The organism is Variovorax frigidus (assembly GCF_051216515.1).
GTDB lineage: Bacteria > Pseudomonadota > Gammaproteobacteria > Burkholderiales > Burkholderiaceae_C > Variovorax.
In genome coordinates this window covers 542,167-561,397 of record NZ_JBPJZF010000002.1, presented here as the reverse complement: position 1 = coordinate 561,397, position 19,231 = coordinate 542,167, and the positions used below count along the sequence as shown (strand labels likewise).

At 70.4% G+C, this 19,231-nt stretch carries 11 protein-coding genes; 4 read left to right on the top strand and 7 right to left on the bottom strand.

From position 1 onward, the window contains the following. Positions 1-17: 17 nt before the first annotated feature. The 6 genes from ACSFBC_RS07875 to argH all read right to left on the bottom strand — a co-directional run bounded on the left by ACSFBC_RS07875 (position 18) and on the right by argH (position 5,417). Positions 18-860, bottom strand: coding sequence for a glycosyltransferase family 2 protein (locus ACSFBC_RS07875; RefSeq protein ID WP_435509750.1), 843 nt, complete (start codon positions 858-860; stop codon positions 18-20). A gap of 237 nt (positions 861-1,097) precedes the next feature. Then, a complete protein-coding gene (locus tag ACSFBC_RS07870) occupies positions 1,098-1,898 on the bottom strand; it encodes an SGNH/GDSL hydrolase family protein (protein WP_435509749.1) in 801 nt (266 codons plus the stop codon). A 91-nt stretch (positions 1,899-1,989) separates the two neighbouring features. Continuing rightward, positions 1,990-2,745, bottom strand: a complete 756-nt coding sequence (locus ACSFBC_RS07865) for an anti-sigma factor (RefSeq protein ID WP_435509748.1) — start codon at positions 2,743-2,745, stop codon at positions 1,990-1,992. A gap of 10 nt (positions 2,746-2,755) precedes the next feature. Beyond that, positions 2,756-3,331, bottom strand: coding sequence for a sigma-70 family RNA polymerase sigma factor (locus ACSFBC_RS07860; protein WP_435509747.1), 576 nt, complete (start codon positions 3,329-3,331; stop codon positions 2,756-2,758). 74 nt (positions 3,332-3,405) lie between these two features. After that, positions 3,406-4,014, bottom strand: a complete 609-nt coding sequence (locus ACSFBC_RS07855; RefSeq protein ID WP_435509746.1) for an LbetaH domain-containing protein — start codon at positions 4,012-4,014, stop codon at positions 3,406-3,408. Positions 4,015-4,019: 5 nt separating this feature from the next. Then, positions 4,020-5,417, bottom strand: a complete 1,398-nt coding sequence (gene argH / locus ACSFBC_RS07850; protein ID WP_435509745.1) for an argininosuccinate lyase — start codon at positions 5,415-5,417, stop codon at positions 4,020-4,022. A 49-nt stretch (positions 5,418-5,466) separates the two neighbouring features. Here argH and ACSFBC_RS07845 point away from each other — a divergent pair, with 49 nt between their 5' ends. The 4 genes from ACSFBC_RS07845 (at position 5,467) to ACSFBC_RS07830 (ending at position 11,027) form a co-directional block, all read left to right on the top strand. After that, positions 5,467-6,534 carry a sensor histidine kinase gene (locus tag ACSFBC_RS07845; RefSeq protein ID WP_435509744.1) on the top strand — a complete coding sequence of 356 codons (1,068 nt, stop codon included), beginning with the start codon at positions 5,467-5,469 and terminating at the stop codon, positions 6,532-6,534. Positions 6,535-6,569: 35 nt separating this feature from the next. After that, positions 6,570-7,319: a LytR/AlgR family response regulator transcription factor gene (locus ACSFBC_RS07840; protein ID WP_435509743.1), complete on the top strand. Its 750-nt coding sequence runs from the start codon at positions 6,570-6,572 to the stop codon at positions 7,317-7,319. Beyond that, positions 7,316-8,551 carry an AI-2E family transporter gene (locus ACSFBC_RS07835; RefSeq protein WP_435509742.1) on the top strand — a complete coding sequence of 412 codons (1,236 nt, stop codon included), beginning with the start codon at positions 7,316-7,318 and terminating at the stop codon, positions 8,549-8,551. The genes ACSFBC_RS07840 and ACSFBC_RS07835 overlap by 4 nt, the downstream gene beginning before the upstream one ends. A gap of 304 nt (positions 8,552-8,855) precedes the next feature. Continuing rightward, positions 8,856-11,027, top strand: coding sequence for a TonB-dependent receptor (locus ACSFBC_RS07830; RefSeq protein WP_435509741.1), 2,172 nt, complete (start codon positions 8,856-8,858; stop codon positions 11,025-11,027). Here ACSFBC_RS07830 and ACSFBC_RS07825 read toward each other — a convergent pair. Continuing rightward, on the bottom strand, positions 10,970-19,228 hold the full coding sequence (locus tag ACSFBC_RS07825; RefSeq protein WP_435509740.1) for a glycoside hydrolase family 94 protein: 8,259 nt from the start codon (positions 19,226-19,228) through the stop codon (positions 10,970-10,972). The two genes, ACSFBC_RS07830 and ACSFBC_RS07825, sit on opposite strands and share 58 nt — an antisense overlap. Positions 19,229-19,231 lie beyond the last annotated feature (3 nt).

The window sequence follows — 19,231 nt, the reverse complement described above, 5'->3', positions numbered from 1 at the left end:
AGAACAGATAAAAAGGATCAGGGAGCGCGCTGCTGGGCGCGCTGCTCGTACATCTTGGCGTCGACCAGCATCCGGAACCACAGGGCCTGGAAGAAGGCGAAATAGAAGCCCGTCACGCCGTCCAGGAAGCCCAGGCGGAAGACGTAGCGGTAGAGGAAGTAGCTGGAGACCCGCACGCCGCTCGGCAGCTTGTAGTACAGCTCCTTGATGAAGCGCGTGCGTTCCCGGGGGTCGCCCATGAGGCGCGGCTGCAGCACGCCGTCGGCGGCGCCCCGGGGCGCGAGCTTCTCCTTGGCCTCGGCGTCGCTCCAGCGGTTGTGGCTCGCGATCCAGTCGGACAGCTTGGCGGAGTTCTTGTCGTGCATGAAGCCCGCGAGCCGGGCCGGCGTGGCCGGACTGATGAAATGCTGGTCGTACAGCCGCGACTCGCAGCGGCCGCGGCCGGAGCGGAACAGCCGCAGGTGCCAGGGGTTGACGCCGCTGAAGCGCAGCATCTTGCCCATGAAGTAGTCGCGCCGGCGCAGCAGGTAGGCGTCGTGGTCCGGCGTGCCGGCGAGCAGCGCGCCGATCTCGCGCACGGCCTGGGCATCGAGCACCTCGTCGGCGTCCAGGTGCAGTTGCCAGTCGCAGTGCGGCTCGACCTGGGCGATGGCCCAGTTGCGCTGGTCGCTGTAGTTGGAGAAGGCGCGCTGGACCACCGTGCAGCCCAGTTCCTTCAGGATCTCCGGCGTGCCGTCGCTCGAGAAGGAATCCACCACGTAGACCTGGGGGCTGATTTTCAGCGCCTCGCCCACCGTCTCGCGAACGATCGCGGCGGAGTTGAAGGTGAGGATGACGACGGTGCAGCGGGAATGTTCCATGGCTTTCAAGGTGTGCAGTGCGGGTTTTTGCCCTTGCAAAGGCCCCTGCACGGCCTGAAAAGGAATTTAAACTTTAGCACCAATTTCTTACATTTGGAGGCGGGCGGTTGGATGCGAACCCCGCGTTCCACGCAAATGTGTCAAGAAATACCGGAACGTCCAGCGAATGTGAACCGGACCTCGGCCGCGGGCGGTCTCATGGGCGGGCTGCTTGCGCCAGGTCGCGAGGGTGGCCCGTCAGGGCGTCGGGAGCAACGCGCCGGAGGGCACGTTCGGGCCGGACTGCACCGGCCGCGGGACAGGCCCTGGCGTCTCGGGCGCGGTCATGTGGGCCGAGATCACCGACTGCCAGAGCCGGTAGCCGGTCTCGTTCATGTGCAGCCGGTCGCCGAGGAAGAGTTCGGCGCGGGGCCGCCCGTCGGCGCCCAGCATCGGCGTGAAGATGTCGATGTACTCGGCATTGGCCATGGTGCGCACGTAGGCCGCGATGATGTCGTTGGTGGTGCGGATCTTCGGCATCAGCGCTTCGCGCGAGGGGCTGGGCTTGATCGAGATGTAGCTGATGCGCGCCTCGGGCAGGGTTTCGCGCACGGTGTTGGCGAATTGGGCGAAGCTCTCGAGCACCTGCAGCGGCGTGCGGCCCTCGGCCAGGTCGTTGTCGCCCGCGTAGACCAGCACGTGGCGCGGCCGGTAGCGCACCACCAGTTCCTGGGTGAACAGGCTGCAGTCGGCCATGGTCGAGCCGCCGAAGCCGCGGTTGATGACCACCGGCGATTGCCGGAAATCCTGCGCCAGGTGCGTCCACATGCGGATGGTGGAACTGCCGACGAACAGCACGCCGTCGGTGGCGGGCAGCTTCTCCTTGTCCGCGGTGGCGAAGGCGCTGAGCGACGCGCGCCAGCGGTTCAGCGCGGCCAGGTAGTCGGGCGAAGTGGAGGGGGAGGGCAGGGCCTGCGGCGCGGCGGGCCACTGGGCCCGGGCGCCACTTGCGGCGCCCAGACCGAGCGCCAGGCACAGGACGAAGACGGAGGATTTCATCGGCGGCATGGAGTCCACACAACGCATGGCGGCAACACGCGGTTGGCAGACAGGCGTCGTGCGAGCGAAAAATCGCAACGGTCGTTCTCCGTCAGAGCACCTTTTCGATCAGCGCGCCCTTGAAGACGATCGGTCCGGCCGGCCCCTGGCCGCGCGGCACGCCGCCCTTGCGTTCGAGCGAGATCGCGAGCGCCGGCACCTCGCGCACCTCGGACTCGGTCACCGCCAGCCGCAGCGCCGGCGCGCGGTCGAGCACGCCCAGCGAACGCGGCGCGCCGCCCGGGGGCAGGGCCCAGAGCTCGAGCGACTTGTCCTCGCCCTCGCTGTAGTCGCCGACCCGCTGCAGCGTCAATTGGCGCTGGGTCGGGTCGAAGGTCACGAGCATCGAAGCGGCGGCCTTGTCGTCCGACAGCACGGCCACGTAGCGCACGTTGGGGGCGTTGCGCAGTTCGTCGCGCAGGTTCACGCCGACCACCACGGCCAGCACGGTCGCCAGCGCGCCCGCGGCGGTGGCGCCGCGCCACAGCGCCAGGCTGCGCAGCCAGCCCTGGGGCGGCGGCGCGGCGGCGGGCGCAGCAGCGGCGCGCTGGCGCGCCAGCGCCTGTTCTTCCTTCTCGACCTCGATCTGGTTGCGTACGCGGGTCCAGACCGCGGCGTCGGGCACCGTGCTGGCTTCGAGCTCGGTCAGGCTGGCGAGCCGGCCCTGCCAGATCAGCGCGGCTGCGCGCACCGGCGCCTGCTCGCGGGCCAGGGTCTCGAAGCGGCGGCGCGCGCCACCGCGCAGCGTGCCCAGCGCATAGCTGGCGGCCAACAGTTCGAGGCGTTCGGCGGGGGTGGAAATGTTCATGAGGCGTCCTTCACGCAAAGCGGCCCATGCAGACGCGCAGCTTCTCCAGCCCACGGCGAATCCAGGTCTTGACCGTGCCCAGCGGCAGCTTGAGCTGCTCGGACAGCTCGCCATGGCTCAGGTCGCGCAGGTAGGCCAGGCTCACCACCTCGCGCTGTTTGCCCTCGAGCTGCTGCAGGCACTGGTGCAGCGCCCAGGCCTGCTCGCCGGCATCGGCCATTTCCATGGGATTGGGCGCGCCGGACGCGAGTGTCTCGGTCATCACCTCGTCGAACTCCTGGGTCAGCTGGGCGCGGTCGGCGGTGCGGCGGCGCAGCAGGTCGAGCGCGCGACTGCGCACGATCAGGCCCAGCCAGGCCAGCGGCGGGCTCAGCGTGCCCCGGTAGTCGCCGGCCACGCGCCAGATGGTCATGAAGGCTTCTTGCAGCACGTCTTCGGCCCATTCGCGCTGGCGCACCACCCGCAAGGCCAGCCCGAACAGGCGCGGCGAGGTCCGGTCGTAGAGCTGGCGCAGGGCGGCTTCGTCGCGCTGACCGACGCGGTCGATCAGCGCCATCAGTTCGGCGTCGGGGAGGGGGGCGGTCATGAAGGCATTGTGGGGCAGCAGTGGCCATCCCAAGGGTACGGCCCGCAACCCCGGCCGGATTCAGCCCTGCCGCCTCAGGGCAGCGGCGTGAAGCGCTTGCGTTCGCGCACCGGCCGGCCCGGGTTGCCGGCGTAGACGGTCCAGGGCGCGAGGTCGCCGAAGGCCACGCAGCGGGCACCCACCACCGCGCCCTCGCCGACCTGGGTGCCGGGCCCGACGAAGGCCTCGGCGCAGACCCAGGCCTGGGCGCCGATCACGATCGCGCGCGCCTGCAGCTGGAAATGCGGATCGTCGAAGTCGTGCGTGCCGCTGCACAGGTGGGCGTCCTGCGAGATCAGCGCGCGGCGCCCGATCGTGATCGGGCCCAGGTTGTAGCAGTTGACCCGCGGGCCGATCACCGCGCCCTCGTGCATCACCAGGTTGGGCGGGTACCAGACCTTGGCGCTGCCGCGCACGTCGCTGCGCGGGGCCATCGAGGCGCCGAAAGCCCGCAGCAGCAGCCGACGCCAGGGCGCCAGCTGGCGCGGCGTCCAGGAGGCGGTGGCCGCCCACACGATGATGAAGAGCGCGCGCAGGACCCGGTTGCGCAGCGAAAAGCTCGGGCCGTTGAAGGAAGGGCGCGAAGCGAGCGCGTCCAGGATCTCGGACTTGCCGGTGTCTTCGGGGGGCCGGACGGCGCTCATGGCGCTTATCCCAGCCGGGCGCGGTGCCGCGCCACCTGCGCGCGCACCTGGGCCGGCGCGGTGCCGCCGAGGATGTCGCGCGCATTGAGCGAGCCGCGCAGGCTCAGCACGTCGTAGACGTCCTTCTCGATGCTCGGGTTGAACTGCTGCAGCACCGCCAGCGGCAGCTCCGACAGGTCGACCTGGTGCGAGATCGCGGCCTTCACCGCGTGGGCCACGGTCTCGTGGGCGTCGCGGAAGGGCAGGCCCTTCTTCACCAGGTAGTCGGCCAGGTCGGTGGCGGTGGCGTAGCCGCGCAGTGCGGCCTTCTCCATCGCCTCGGGCTTGACCGTGATGCCGCCGACCATCTCCGCGAAGATGCGCAGCGTGTCCTTGAGCGTGTCGACCGTGTCGAACAGCGGCTCCTTGTCTTCCTGGTTGTCCTTGTTGTAGGCCAGCGGCTGGCCCTTCATCAGCGTGATCAGGCCCATCAGGTGGCCGACCACGCGGCCGGTCTTGCCGCGCGCCAGCTCGGGCACGTCGGGGTTCTTCTTCTGCGGCATGATCGACGAGCCGGTGCAGAAACGGTCGGCGATGTCGATGAAGCCGAAGCTCTGGCTCATCCACAGCACCAGCTCTTCGCTCAGGCGGCTGATGTGGACCATCGCCAGCGAGGCGGCGGCGGTGAACTCGATCGCGAAGTCGCGGTCGCTCACCGCGTCCAGGCTGTTCTGGCAGACCCCGTCCATGCCCAGCGCGCGGGCCACGGCCTCGCGGTCCAGCGGGTAGCTGGTGCCGGCCAGTGCGGCCGCGCCCAGCGGCAGGCGGTTCACGCGCTTGCGCACGTCGAGCAGGCGCTCGGCGTCGCGGCTGAACATCTCGACATAGGCCAGCATGTGGTGGCCGAAGCTCACCGGCTGGGCCACCTGCAGGTGGGTGAAGCCCGGCAGGATCACTTCCACGTTCTTCTCGGCCAGGTCGACCAGCGCCTTCTGCAGCGCGACCAGCAGCTCGCCGATCAGGTCGATCTCGCCGCGCAGCCACAGCCGCACGTCGGTCGCGACCTGGTCGTTGCGGCTGCGGCCGGTGTGCAGGCGCTTGCCCGCATCGCCGACCAGCTGGGTCAGGCGCGCCTCGATGTTGAGGTGCACGTCCTCGAGGTCCAGCTTCCAGTCGAAGGCGCCGGATTCGATCTCGGCGCGGATCTGCGCCATCCCACCCTGGATCGAGGCCAGGTCCTGCGCGCCGATGATCTTCTGGGCGGCGAGCATGCCGGCATGCGCCAGCGAGCCCTCGATATCCGCCTGCCACAGCCGCTTGTCGAAGAACACGCTGGCCGTGTAGCGCTTCACCAGGTCGCTCATGGGTTCGGAGAACAGGGCCGACCAGGCTTCGGATTTCTTGTCGAGTTGATTTTGGGTCATGGATGGCCTGGGCAAGGCAATAATGGGTTGATAACCCGATGTGTCTGTGATGCGCAATCCGGCGATTTTATCGGCCACCCCTTCGACACCCGCGCGAAACCTGGCGCGCGGGTCGGCGCGCGTGGTGTCGGGCAGCCTGTTCGATGCCTGCCAGATCGGCGTGGTGCTGCGCACCGTGCTGCTGGTCGAGGCGGTGGTGGGGGTCGCCACGCTGTTCGTGGGGCGCTCCCCGGCCGACTGGCTGATGCTCGCCGCCACGGTCACCGGCGGCGCACTGCCGGCCACGCTGCTCTGGCTGGTGCTGGCCTGTGCACTCAAAAAGGTGCTGGCGCGCCTGTCGCGCCCGGCGCAGTATGCCGCCGGGGCCGCGCTCGGTGCGATGGCCGCGCTCTACGGCTGCGCGCTGCTCTGGCTCACCGGCGTGGTGGCCTCCGCGCCCTGGATCGCCAGCGCCGCGGCCGGTGCCATGTTCGCGGGCCTGATCATGGCCGGGCTGGTGCTGCGCGCCCGCGGCCGCACGCCGGCCGCCACCACCGCGCGGCTCGAGGAACTGCAAGCCCGCATCCGGCCGCACTTTCTGTTCAACACGCTCAACACCGCCATCGCGCTGGTGCGCAAGGAACCGGCCAAGGCCGAGGCCATGCTCGAGGACCTGGCCGAGCTGTTCCGCCGGGCGCTGGCCGATCCGGGCGAATCGGTCACGCTGGCCGACGAGATCGCGCTGGCCACGCACTACCTGGCGATCGAGCAGGTGCGCTTCGGCGAACGGCTGGCGATCCGCTGGGACCTCGATCCGGCGGCCAACGCGGCCCGGCTGCCCGCGCTGCTGCTGCAGCCGCTGGTCGAGAATGCGGTCAAGCATGGGGTGGAACCCAGTCCCGAGGGCGCAAAGTTGCGCATCCGCACCGAACGGCGTGGCGCGCTGGTGGTGATAGAGGTCACCAACAGCCTGCCGCCGCTGCGCTGGGCCGACCAGCCGCTGCCGCGCGGCCATGGCATCGCGTTGGCCAATGTGCGCGACCGGCTGCGCCTGCTGCACGACGTACAAGCCCAGTTCAGCGCCGGACTGGAGCAGAAGAATTACCGTGTGCGCATCGTGGTCCCTCTGGGATCATGACGGCGAACCACGGGCTGGAGGGAGGAGAGAAAAAAATGACATTGAGAACCCTGATCGTCGATGACGAAGCCCTGGCCCGGTCGCGGCTGCGCACGCTGCTGGGCGATTGCCGAACGCCGGCCGCGGAGGTGGTGGCCGAGGCCGCCCATGCCGAGCAGGCACGCGAACAGATCGACCGCATGCCGCTCGACCTGGTGCTGCTCGACATCCACATGCCGGGCATGGACGGCATGGCTTTCGCGCGCAGTCTGCAGGGCCGGCCCGATGCGCCGGCCATCGTGTTCGTCACCGCCCACGCGGCGCATGCCGTGACCGCCTTCGAACTCGACGCGGTCGACTACCTGACCAAGCCGGTGCGCGTCGAGCGGCTGCAGCAGGCGCTGCAGAAGGTCGAGCGCCATCTCAAGGAGAAGCGCGCGCCGGCGCCCGAAGCCCCGCCGCAGCCCCACCTGCTGATCCAGGACCGCGGCCGCACCGAGCGCGTGCCGCTGGCCGCGGTGCTGTACCTCAAGTCGGAATACAAGTACCTCACGGTGCGCACCGCCACCCGCAGCCACATCCTCGACGGCTCGCTGGCCGAGTTCGAGGAGCGCTACCCGCAGCACTTCGTGCGCGTGCACCGCAATGCGCTGGTGGCGCGCGCTGCGATCCGTGCGCTGGAGAAATACGACGACGGCGAAGACGCCGAAGGCTGGGCGCTGCGCCTGGACGGCATCGCGGAGCCGGTGGTGGTGTCGCGCCGCCAACTGGCGTGCGTGCGTGAAGCTTTGAAGGAGACGCCATGAGTGCCATCCATCCCCCCGAGGGAACGCCGGTCGACGCGGCGCCCGAGCCTGCGCCTGCGCCTGCCGCTGGAGCGCCTGCGGCCGCGCCGGACATGGTGCGTGAAGTCACGCAGGAGGCGGCGCAGGAGGCCCGCGACCGCGTGCTGCTCCACATGCCGGTCGACGTGCGCAGCGCCTCGCTGGTGCTGCTCGCGGTGTTGGCCAGCGTGTTCGCGCTGCACTGGGCCGCGGCGGTCTTCATTCCGCTGATGCTGAGCCTGCTGGCGACCTATGCGCTCGCGCCGCTGGTCAATCGGCTGGTGCGCTGGCATGTGCCGCGGGCGCTGGCCGCGGCGGCGATCCTGCTGGCCATCGGCGGCGCCTTCGGCTGGACCGGCTATTCGCTCTCGGGCAGTGCCGCCCAACTGGTCGACTCGCTGCCCCTGGCCGCGCAGAAACTGCGTGTGGCGATGGTGCGCGGGCCGCGCGACAACGCCAGCGCGCTCGACACGGTGCAGAAGGCCGCGGCCCAGCTCGAGCAGGCCGCGCAGGCGGCACCGGCCGCGCGGCGCGGCGTGCAGCGCGTGATCGTCGAACGCCCGCCCTTCAACGTGCGGGACTACCTCTGGAGCGGCACGGTCGGCCTCATGACCGCCGCCGGCCAGCTCACGCTGGTGGCCTTCCTGACCTTCTTCGCGCTGTGCTCGGGCGACACCTTCCGGCGCAAGCTGGTGAAGATCGCAGGCGACAGCCTCAGCAAGAAGCGGATCACCGTGCATGTGCTGGACGACATCACCGGCCACATCCAGCGCTACCTGCTGGTGCAGATCGCCAGCAGCGCGCTGGTCGGGGTGGCCACCGGCCTGGCCTTCTGGGCCATCGGGCTGGAGAACGCGGCGGTCTGGGGCATCCTCGCGGCGCTGACCAATCTGATCCCCTACGTGGGCTCGGTGATCGTGATGGGGGCCTCCGCGTTGGTCGCCTTCCTGCAGTTCAACGGCGTCGAGATGGCGCTGCTGGTGGGCGGCATCTCGCTGCTGATCCATACGCTGGTGGGCAACCTGCTGGTGCCCTGGCTCACCAGCCGCACCAGCCGCATGAACCCGGTGGCGGTGTTCATCGGCGTGATCTTCTGGGGCTGGCTCTGGGGGATTTGGGGGCTGCTGCTGGGGATTCCGATCATGATGGTCGTGAAGTCCATCTGCGACAGGGTCGAGGACCTGCAACCCATCGGCGAATTGCTGGGGGATTGAGCGCTTGCGCCGCTCGGGCCGCGCGGAGTTCCTCGCGGCCCCGCCGCTGTGCGTGGCCGCTGCGTCGGCGCAGCCGCGCACGCCGGGCAGCGTCTCACTCAAACAACAATTTATCGACGTTTGTTTCTCACCGCGCAGTGAGTGACGAGATTCGTTACAGCGTCAATATAATAAGAATCATTGTCATTTCGTTTCTCTTTTGAATCGATCCGACACACCGTGAGCCCGCGTCGTCGTGCCGACGTCCGGCCGCCTGGTTCTTCCGGCCCCGCCGGTTCATTCGCCTGTCTTCTCGTCACTTCCCATGCATTTGCCTTCCGGTTCCTCGCCTCGCGCCGATTTCCGTTTCGCCCCCACGCCGCTCGCCCATCTGTTGCGCCATTCCCTGGGCGCCTGCCTCGTGCTCGCCGCTGCGGGTGTCGCTGCACAGACCTCCGACGCGCTGCTCAAGGAAGTGGTGGTCACCGACCAGGCCGAAGCCATCGGCGGCCTGCAGAAGACCTACTCGGGCGGCCAGTTCGCGCGCGGCGGCAGCCTGGGCATTCTGGGCATCACCGACCTGATGAACGTACCCTTCAGCACCACCAACTACACCTCGGAGCTGATCGACAACCAGCAAGCCCTCAGCGTGGCGGATGTGGTGATGAACGACGCGTCGGTGCGCCCGCTCACGTCCCGCGGCGGTTTCGGCGACGACTTCCAGGTGCGAGGCTTCACCGTGCCCAACGGTGATATCGGCATGAATGGGCTGTTCGGCCTAGCGCCCACCACGCGCATCCCGCTGGAAATGGTCGAGCGCGTCGAAGTGCTCAAGGGTCCCGGCGCGCTGGCCAATGGGGTCGGCCCCAGCGGCAGCGTCGGCGGCAGCATCAACGTGGTGACCAAACGCGCGGGCGACGTTCCGCTCACGCGCCTGACCACCACGTACATGAGCGATGCCCAGTTCGGCACGCACCTGGACGTGGGCCGCCGCTTCGGCGAGGAGAATCAGTGGGGCGTGCGCGTCAACGGCGTGCTGCGCAACGGCGAAGGCAACATCGACAACGGCAAGCAGAAGCTCGGCCTGGCGACGCTGGGCCTGGACTACCTGGGCACGCGCCTGAGATGGTCGCTTGATGCGCTGACAAGCCGCGGCGAGACCCGCGAGTTCCGGCCGCAGACCAGCTTCGCCGCCGGCATCACGCAGATCCCCGAAGCGCCTTCGGCCCGCCTGAACTTCTATCCGGGCACCGAACTGAAGGACAACGTCAAGACCACGATCTCGCGCGTCGAGTACGACATCAACGACCGCATCACGGCCTACGGCAGCGTGGGCTACACCGACCTCGACTACCAGCAGACCTTCCCGAGCGGCCGGCCGAATTCGCTGGGCAACTTCAACGTCTCGAACGCCTACTACGACTTCTACAGCAAGACGACCGCGGCCGATGCCGGCGTGCGCACTCGCTTCAACACGGGCAGTGTCAAACACACGCTGGCGCTGGGCGTGAACCGGCTGAGCCAGGAGTCGGGCTACTTCTACGCCACCTCGGCCACGACGAACCCGTCCAATCTCTACAACCCGTCGTCGTTGCCCGCCGTGACGACCGCGCGCACACCCGCAGTCAAGTCGGCGGAGCTCACGCAATCCAGCGTGGTGCTGGCCGACACGATGTCTTTCGCCAACGACCGCGTGTTCGTCACGCTGGGCCTGCGCGACCAGACCATCGAGCAGGACGGCTTCTCGCAGACCACGGGCGCCACCACCACCCACTACAAGGCCAGCGCCATCTCGCCGCTCGCCGGCGTGGTGTTCAAGCCGATGGCCAACGTCTCGCTGTACACCAACTACACCGCCGGCCTCACGCGCGGCGGCACGGCCGGCCCCGGCACCGCCAACGTCGGCGAGACCTTCGCGCCGCAGAAGTCGAACCAGCACGAAGTGGGGGTGAAGGTGGACTGGGGCCAACTGACCACCCAGGCTGCCGTCTACCAGATCAGCCGGCCGAACAGCCTCACCGACCCGGTCACGCAGGTCTACAGCTTCGACGGCGAGCAGCGCAACCGCGGCCTGGAGCTGACGGCCTACGGCGAAATCCAGCGTGGACTGCGCGTGATGGCCAGCGCCGCATTCAATGATGCCAAGCTCACGCGCACGGCCGGTGGCGTGAACCAGGGCAACGACGCCGCTGGCGTGCCAGACCGCACCTTCAACCTGGGCCTCGACTGGGATACGCCCTGGGTGCAGGGCCTGAGCTTCAACGGCCGTGTGATCAACACCTCGTCGGTGTATGCCGACGCCGCGAACCGCCTGCGCGTGCCCGACTGGACGCGCTTGGACATCGGCGCGCGCTACGCCACCCAGGTGGCGGGCAAACCGGTGACGCTGCGCGCCAACCTCGAGAACGTGTTCGACAAGAACTACTGGGTGACCAGCACCTACGTGACCGTCGGCGCGCCCCGCACGCTGATGCTGTCGGCTTCGATCGACTTCTGACGCGCATCGCTTCGGCCCGCCTCGGTGATCGACACCCACACGGCATCCGATGCATCGGACACCGCCGCGTGCTCGGTCGTCGCATGGCGCCAGTCGATCCACGCGCCGGCCTGGAGCGCCACGCCCTGCGTGCGCGCATCGCCGTACTGCAGCGTGACGACCCGGCCGTCGAGCCGCAGCACCAGCTCGAAGCCCGGCCAGTGCGCCGGCACGCGCGGCGTCAGCGACAGCCGATCCCCGCGCACCACCAGCCCCAGCAAGGTCTCGATCGCCGCGCGGTGCAGCCACGCGGCCGAGCCGGTGTACCAGCTCCAGCCGCCGCGGCCCACATAAGGCGCGGCGCCATAGATATCGCCGGCCATCACGTAGGGCTCCAGTTCGTAGACCGGTCCCCGCGTCGCATGGCGCGCGCGGTGCGCCGGGCTCAGCCCTTCGAAGCTCTGCCATGCAGCCTCGGTGTTGCCCGACAGCGCCTGCGCCATCAGTCCCCACACGGCCGCGTGCGCGTACTGGCCGCCGTTCTCGCGCACGCCCGGCGGGTAGGCCTGGATGTAGCCCGGGTTGTGGACCGAATGCGCGAGCGGCGGATGCAGCAGCCGCAGCAGGCCCGCGGCGTCGTCGTGCAACTGCGTCTTCATGGCCGCCAGCGCGGGCTGCGTGTGCGCCGCATCGGAAGCGCCAGAGAGCACCGACCACGCCTGCGCGATCAGGTCGATGCGGCACTCGTCGTTGGCCGACGAGCCCAGCGGCGCGCCGTCGTCGAAGAAGGCCCGGCGGAACCAGGCGCCGTCCCAGCCCGCGTCGTGCAGCGCGGCGATCCAGCCCTGCCGCGCGGCCAGCCAGCGGTCGGCGCGCGCGTGTTCGCCGCGTGACTGCGCGATCGGCGCATAGCGCTCGACCACGCTGCACAGGAACCACGCGAGCCACACCGATTCGCCACGGCCTTCGTGGCCGACGCGGTTCATGCCGTCGTTCCAGTCGCCCGTGCCCATCAGCGGCAGGCCGTGCACGCCGACCGCCAGGCTGTGATCGATGGCACGCGCGCCGTGCTCGTAGACGCTCGCGCTCTCGCTGCCGGTCTGCGGCGCGTAGTAGGCGTCTTCCGCGCCCTCGGGAATCGCCGGGCCGTCGATGAAGGGCACGGCGTGCTCGAGCACCGTCGAATCGCCCGACACCTCGACGTAGTGCGCCACCGCATAGGGCAGCCACAGCAGGTCGTCGGAGAAATGCGTGCGCACGCCGGCGCCGCCCGGCATGTGCCACCAGTGCTGCACGTCGCCCTCGGGGAACTGGCGAGCCGCGTTGACGACGATCTGCTCGCGCAGCCGGGCCGGGTCGGTCAGCGCGAAGGCCATCGCATCCTGCAACTGGTCGCGGAAGCCGAAGGCGCCGCCGGCCTGGTAGAAGCCGGCCTTCGACCAGAGCCGGCAGACCAGCGTCTGGTAGACCAGCCAGCGGTTGACCATCGCATCGAACAGCGGATCGGGCGTGCGCACCTGCAGCCGGCCCAGCAGTTCGTCCCAGAAGCCGCGCGCCTGTTGCAGCGCCTCGGCCACGTCGCGTGTCTGCCAACGGCGCGCGAGCTGCGTGGCGGCCTCGGCGTCGTCGGCCTGGCCCAGCATGAAGGAGAAGCGAACGCCCTGGCCGGCTTCGAGGGTGAACTCGGCGCCGATCGCGGCGCAGGCATCGAGCCCGCTGCCGGCGCGCTCGCCCAGCGTGTCGGGCACCTCGATGCCGCCATGGCCGGCGAAGAACTCGCTGCGCTCGCAGGTCCACTGCAGCGCCCCCGACAGGCCGCCGAGCGCGACGAAGGCGGTGCTGCCGCCGAAGCCGGCGCTGGACTCGCGCTGCTGGCCGAACACCGCGGGCAGGTCCTCGCCTTTCCAGCTGTGCACCGTGCGACGTTCGCCGCGCGCGGCACCCATCTGCCACTCGACCATCGCCAGCGCGCGCAGGCGGCGCCGGCCGACGCCTTCGTTGCGCACCTGCACATGGACCAGCTTCATGCGCTCGTCGCGGTCGGCGAAGAAGGTGGTCTCGAGCACGATGTTGTGGTGCAGGCACTCGAACACGGTGTAGCCCTGGCCGTGGCGCACGCGGTGCCGCGCGGCGCTGGCGCCGCGGCTCGCGGGCGTGAGCGGCAGCAGCTCGCGCGTGTCCAGGTCCTGCAGCAGGTAGTGCTCGAAAGCCGGGTCCTGCACCGGGTCGTTGGACCACGGCGTGAGCTGGTGCATGCGGCTGTTCACGGCCCAGGTGTAGCCGGTGCCCGACTCCGAGACCTGGAAGCCGAAGGAAGCGTTGGCGATCACGTTGATCCAGGGCTTGGGCGTGCGCCGGTTCAGGTCGACCTCGAAGCGGAACTCGCCGCTCGCGGCGTCGAAACCGCCCTGCGGCGCCTGCGCGGCGGCATCGACCTGCGCCGGCACGGGCGGCCGCGCGAGCGGCGTATGCGGCACTGCCGCGTCGGCTACCGTGGGCACGGCGGCGTCGCGCAACGCGGCCACCTGGGCCTCGAGCGAGCGGCCGTCGGCACTGAACACCGCGCGGGCCAGCGTCGACAGGGCGGCCTTCTCCGAGGGCGCGACCTCGGCGTCGCGCAGCAGGTAGAAGCCGGCCGCGTCGTTGCGCGGAAAGCTGTTTTGCGTTTCGTGGGCCACGCGGGCGCGCAAGGCCTCGATCTCGCGCTGCAGCGGCATCAGGTAGGAGCCGGGTTCGCCGTTGAGCACCACCAGGTCGCAGGCCACGCCGCCGAAGCCCCACCAGGGCTGGGCGCGCAGCAGCGTGTTGACCAGGCCCATGCCGATGGTCGAGTGGATGCGCACCAGCACGATCGGCTTGTCGCCCGAGAGGCCGAAGCGCCAGATCTGCCGCAGGTCGATGGCGCCGCGGTCGCTCATCACGCGCGGCGTGGTGTAGGTGAGGATGGTCGTCAGGTCCTGCAGCGCGCGGGTCTTGACCGGGTCGATCGCCAGATCGCGCAGCCGCACCTGGGCCAGCGTGGCCGCCATGCGCATCGCACGTTCGACGTGCATCGGCTGCAGATAGCGGTCGATGCGCGGCATCAGCGTTTCGAGGTCGAGGTCGGCGGTGGTCGCGAAGGTGAGCCGCGCGGTGGCACCGGCCGCGATCCGCAGGCGCACGCGCAGGCAGGCGATGGGATCGAGCCCGTTGACCGGCGCGCCGGCCGCGTCGACCGGCTGCGTGTCGAGCCGTGGCGTGGCCAGCGTGTGGTTGCGCCCGAGGAAGGCGCGGCGGTCGGCCATGCAGTCGACGCCCAGCACGTGGGCATCGGTCGAGGCGAGGAAGTGCGCCGCAGCCATCGCCGCATCGCCGTGCAGCCGCGGCTTGCGCGACAGCAGCAGCGCGCGCAGCGCCGGCTCCCAGCGCGTCTCGACGAACAGGTTGGCGAAGGCGGGGTGCGCCTCGTCGGCCTTCGGGTTCGACAGCACCGGTTCGAAGTAGGAAACCAGTTCGAGCGTGCGCGCCTCGGTGCCCGTGTTGTGCAGCGTGACGGTGCGCAGCTCGGTGTCGTCCTCGGGGCTGATGAGCACCGTGATGCGCGTCTGCAGGCCCGGCCCGCCGGCCTCGAACTGCGCCTGGTCGGCCAGGAAGCGCGTGCGGTACTGCCAGCCCTTGCCCGGTGCGGGCAGGGCGGTGAGCGAGGTCAGCGCCACGCTGTGTTCGTCGCGCACGTAGAAGAAGGTGCCGTGGCCGTCGCGCAGCGGGTCGTCGCGCCAGCGCGTGACGTTGAACGAGCGCCAGCGGCTCACGCCCGCGCCGCTGGCGCGCAGCGCCACGGTGTAGCGGCCGTTCGACAGCAGGTGCGTGGGCTGGAAGCCCGGCTGCATCGGGTCGACCAGGCGCGGCTGGTGGGCCGGTGCCACGTCGGCCACGCTGGGCTCGGGGGGCGGGCGCGGATCGGCGCTGCCGATGATCTGGCGCGGCGTGCGCTCGTGCAGCAGCGCCACATGCGCCTGCACCAGCGGCGCACTGCCGAACCAGCGCTGGGGCGCGCCGTCGCGCAGCACGTTGCACAGCGCCACCAGCGACATGCCCTGGTGGTGCGCCATGAAGTTGCGCACCACGGTCTGCGGCTCGCCTTCGGGTTGGCGCGAGAGCGTGAAGTCGACCGCATCGAAGAAGCCGAAGTCGCCGCGCGCGCCCAGTGCCTCGAGCCGGCGCAGGTTGGCCACCGCGTCGCCCGGCGTGACCTGCGCGGCCATCGCGCTGGCGTAGGGCGCGATCACGCGATCGGTCGGCGGTGTGCGGCGCAGCGCGAGCCGCGGCACGCCGAAGGGCGAGTACTGGTAGGCCAGCGAATGGTCGCGTGCGAAGTAGGCCGACTCGGACACGCCCCAGGGCAGGCCCTGCGCCTTGCCGAAGGCCTGCTGCTCGCGCACCGCCGCGAGGTTGGCCACCTGCAGCAGGCCGTCGTCGGGCTCGGCCATCACCAGCGCGGGCATCAGGTACTCGAACATCGAGCCCGACCACGACTTGAGGCCGGACTGTGCGCCCACCGACAGGAAGGGCCGCCCGAGTGCCATCCAGTGGCGGCGCGGCACGTCGCCCTTGGCGATGGCCAGGAAGCTCAGCAACCGCGACTCGGAGGCCAGCAGGTCGTAGTAGCTGGCGTCGAGCACATCGTCGTCGACCCGCAGGCCGATGTGGAACAGATGGCGCTTGGGATCGTAGAGGCCGCGGAAGTCCATGCCGTGGCACAACGCGTCGCAGCGCGCGGCCAGGGCCTGCAGCGCGCTGCGCGACGCCTCGTCGCCAGCGCTCGCTGCAAAGCCGCGGCAGGCCTGCGCCACCGCGAGCAGGTGGCCGGCGAGGTTGCCGCTGTCCACGCTCGAAACGTAGGCCGGCTGCAGCACCGAGAGCGTCTGCGTGTCGTACCAGTTGTAGAGATGGCCGCGGTGCTTGGCCAGGCGGTCGACGCTGTCGAGCGTCGCGCCCAGCCGGGTGGCCAGCGCGGCATCGTCGATCCAGCCGAAGTCGCGCGCGCAGCAGCTCGCCAGCAGGTACATGCCGACGTTGGTCGGCGAGGTGCGGTGCGCGGTCGTCGTTTCGGGCTCGAGCTGCAGGTTGTCGGGCGGCAGGTGGTTGTCCTCGGGGCCCACCGCGTGCTCGAAGAAGCGCCAGGTGTCGCGCGCCAGCGTGTCGAGGTAGGCGCGCTGGTCGGCGGGCAGCGCGGCGCTGTCGACGTCCGGCACGCGGCTGGCCCACCATGCGGCCAGCGGCGCGAGCGCCCACAGGCCGAACAGCAGCACGCCGGGCAGCGGGTGCGGGCTCCACAGCGCCGCGATGGCCAACGCCACGCACAGCAGGCTGAGCGGCGCCGCGCCGCGCACGAAGGCCGTGAGGCCATAGCGCGCCTGGGCCTGGGCCTGCTCGGCGGTGGTCCACTCGAGCAGGCGGCGGCGGCTGACCGTCAGGCGCCAGGCGGCCCGCAGCGTGGCGTCGAGCAGCAGCCACGTCTGCGTGGCGAGCTGGCTGAACTGCCACAGCGCACCGGTCAGCGCACGCACGAGTTCGGTCAGGCCGACGTCGAAGAAATGGCGCAGTTCGATCGAGCGGCGTGTCGGCACCAGGCCGGCGAGCGCGCCCAGCAGCGGGCCGAAGGCCAGCGCCGCCCCCACGGCCGCGAAGGCCCAGCGCAGCGGCATCGCGTGGCTGAAGACCGCGAGCACGAGCAGCGCGGTCGAGGCCGGCAGCACCAGCGCGCGGCGCAGGTTGTCGCTCATCTTCCAGAGGCCCAGCGCGCCGATGCCGAAGCGGCGCGCGCGCAGCATCAGCGGCAGCAGTTGCCAGTCGCCCCGGGTCCAGCGGTGGATGCGCGAGGCGGACACGCCCGCATGGTGCGGGTGGTCCTCGATCAGCACCAGGTCGCTCACCACGGCGCAGCGCGCCACGCTGCCTTCGAGCAGGTCGTGGCTCAGCACCGCGCCCTCGGGCAGGCGGCGGTCGAGCGTGGCGTGCACCGCCTGCACGTCGAGCAGGCCCTTGCCGGTGAAGGAACCGCTGCCGAACAGGTCCTGGTAGATGTCGGAGGCGCCGCTGCTGTAGGGGTCGATGCCGCATTGGCCGGCGAACATCCAGTGGAAGGCCGAGCGCTCCTGGCGCATGGGCAGCGGCGTGACCACGCGCGGCTGCAGGATGCCGAAGCCCGCGACGACGCGGCGGCCGTCGGCATCGAGTTGCGGTGCATTGAGCGGATGGGCCGCGATGGCGACCAGCTCGCGCAGCGTGCCCGGCGGCAGGCCGGTGTCGCTGTCGAGCGTGAGCACGTAGGGGATGGGCGCGGCCAGCCGCAGCCCGGGCGCGAGCGGCAGGAAGCCGCTCGCATCGCCCGCGGCCAGCAGACGCAGCAGCATCTCGAGCTTGCCGCGCTTGCGTTCCCAGCCGATCCAGCGCTGTTCGGTCTCGCACCAGCTGCGCGGCCGGTGCAGCAGCAGGAAGCGCGGCACGGCGCCCTCGGCCGCGGGATGGGTGGCATTGAGCGCGGCGATGCGCTGCAGCGCATCGGCCAGCAGCGCCTCGTCGCCGGGCTGCACGGCCTGCGCCGCATCGGCCCAGTCGGTGAGCAGCGCGAACTGCGCGTAAGGCTCGCGGTTGGCCAGCCAGTGCAGTTCGAGGCGCTGCACCAGTTGCGCATTGGCCGCCGTCGAACTCAGCAGCGTGGGGATCACGACCAGCACGCGGTGCGCGGCCGGGATGCCGGTGGCGAAGTCCAGGCGCGGCAAGGCCTGCACGCGCACCGACTCCGCGACGATCCGGTGCAGCAGCGCGATCACGGCCTCGGACAGCGGCCAGGCCATCAGCAGCAGCGCGACGATGGCGGTCCCGGCGAGACCGCCGGGCTCGATGCGATGAAGTTCATGCACCACCCCGGTCAGCAGCAAGGCCGTGCCGAGCGCGATGCTGCCCAGGTAGAGCGGCAGGCGCCACTGGCGTGCCGGTCGCGGCCGCGCGCCGGCGGTGCGGCGGGGCGGCTTTCCCGGGCGGGCCGCTGCGAGCGCCGCGACGAGCGCGGGCCGGCCGAGTCCGAACAGGTGGTAGCCCGCGGTGCGCTCGGCGTCCGAGCGCTGGCCCTTGGCCACGGGCGTCTTGCGCGCCAGGCGAAGCACCGCCTCGGCCACGCTGCGTTCGGTGCGTTCGCTGGTGCGCGCGACCTGCTCCATCGCATGCGTGATCTGCTGGCGCGTGAGTTCGCTCTCGGCCGCGAAGCTGGGCAATTCGCGCAGCACGCGCAACGAGCGGCTCACCGGCTCGATCAGGTCGACCCATTCGACCTGGCCGATCATGCGCAGCGTGGTGATGATGTTGCCGACCGTGAGGTTGGCGGCGGCCTGCGCCGTCTGCGCCTGGTCGATCAGCAGCGGTCCGTTGGGGCAGTGAGTCTCGGTCCAGGCGAACAAGGGCGGCGGCTTGGCGCCGCGTTCGGCCGGCAGGCGCTGCCACAGCTGCGTGCAGTAGCTCGCCTGCAGACCGCGTTCGCAGACCGTGGCGTAGAGCTGGTCGAGCTCCTCGGTGGACAGCGTGTCGGCGGCATCCCAGACCGCGTGCGCGAGCTCGCGCGCCACCTTGTTCTCGGCGATGCTTTCGGCCACGCGGCGCAGGTTCTCCAGCAGCACCACGCGCAGCGTCGTGGGCAGCGCCCACAGTTCACCCAGCGTGAGTTCGTCGATGTCCTGGTAGGCATCGAGGAAGGCGGTGAACAGCGCCTTGTTGAGCACGCTGTCGGTGTGCGCGACGTAGGCCCAGGCGATGCCGTAGACGCGCGGCAGGCCGGCCAGCGGGGCATCGGCCAGCTTGGGCAGGCGCGCGTAGTAGCCGCGTGGCACGCCTTCGCGGATCTGCTGCAGCTGGTCTTCGACCAGGTGGAAGTTGTCGAGCAGCCATTCGGCCGCGGGCGAGACGTAGCGTCCGCTCTGCGAGATCAGCGCGATGTAGTCGAAGGCACTGCGCAGCGAGACGAGGTTCTCCTCGACACGCGGAAAGAAGGGCGCCCCGGTGCGCGCCGCATCGGCCGCCTGCACCCCTTGCGCGCGGGCAAGGCTGCGCCCATGCTGCTTGAAGCGCTGGGTGCCGAAGAGTTCGGCCCGGATGGGCGGTTGGACCGGTGCGTGCGGTCGCTGGAGGAGGTGTCGGGCGTAGGTGCTGAGGGTGGCGAGGCGGGCGATCGCTGCGGCGGCGGTCACCGA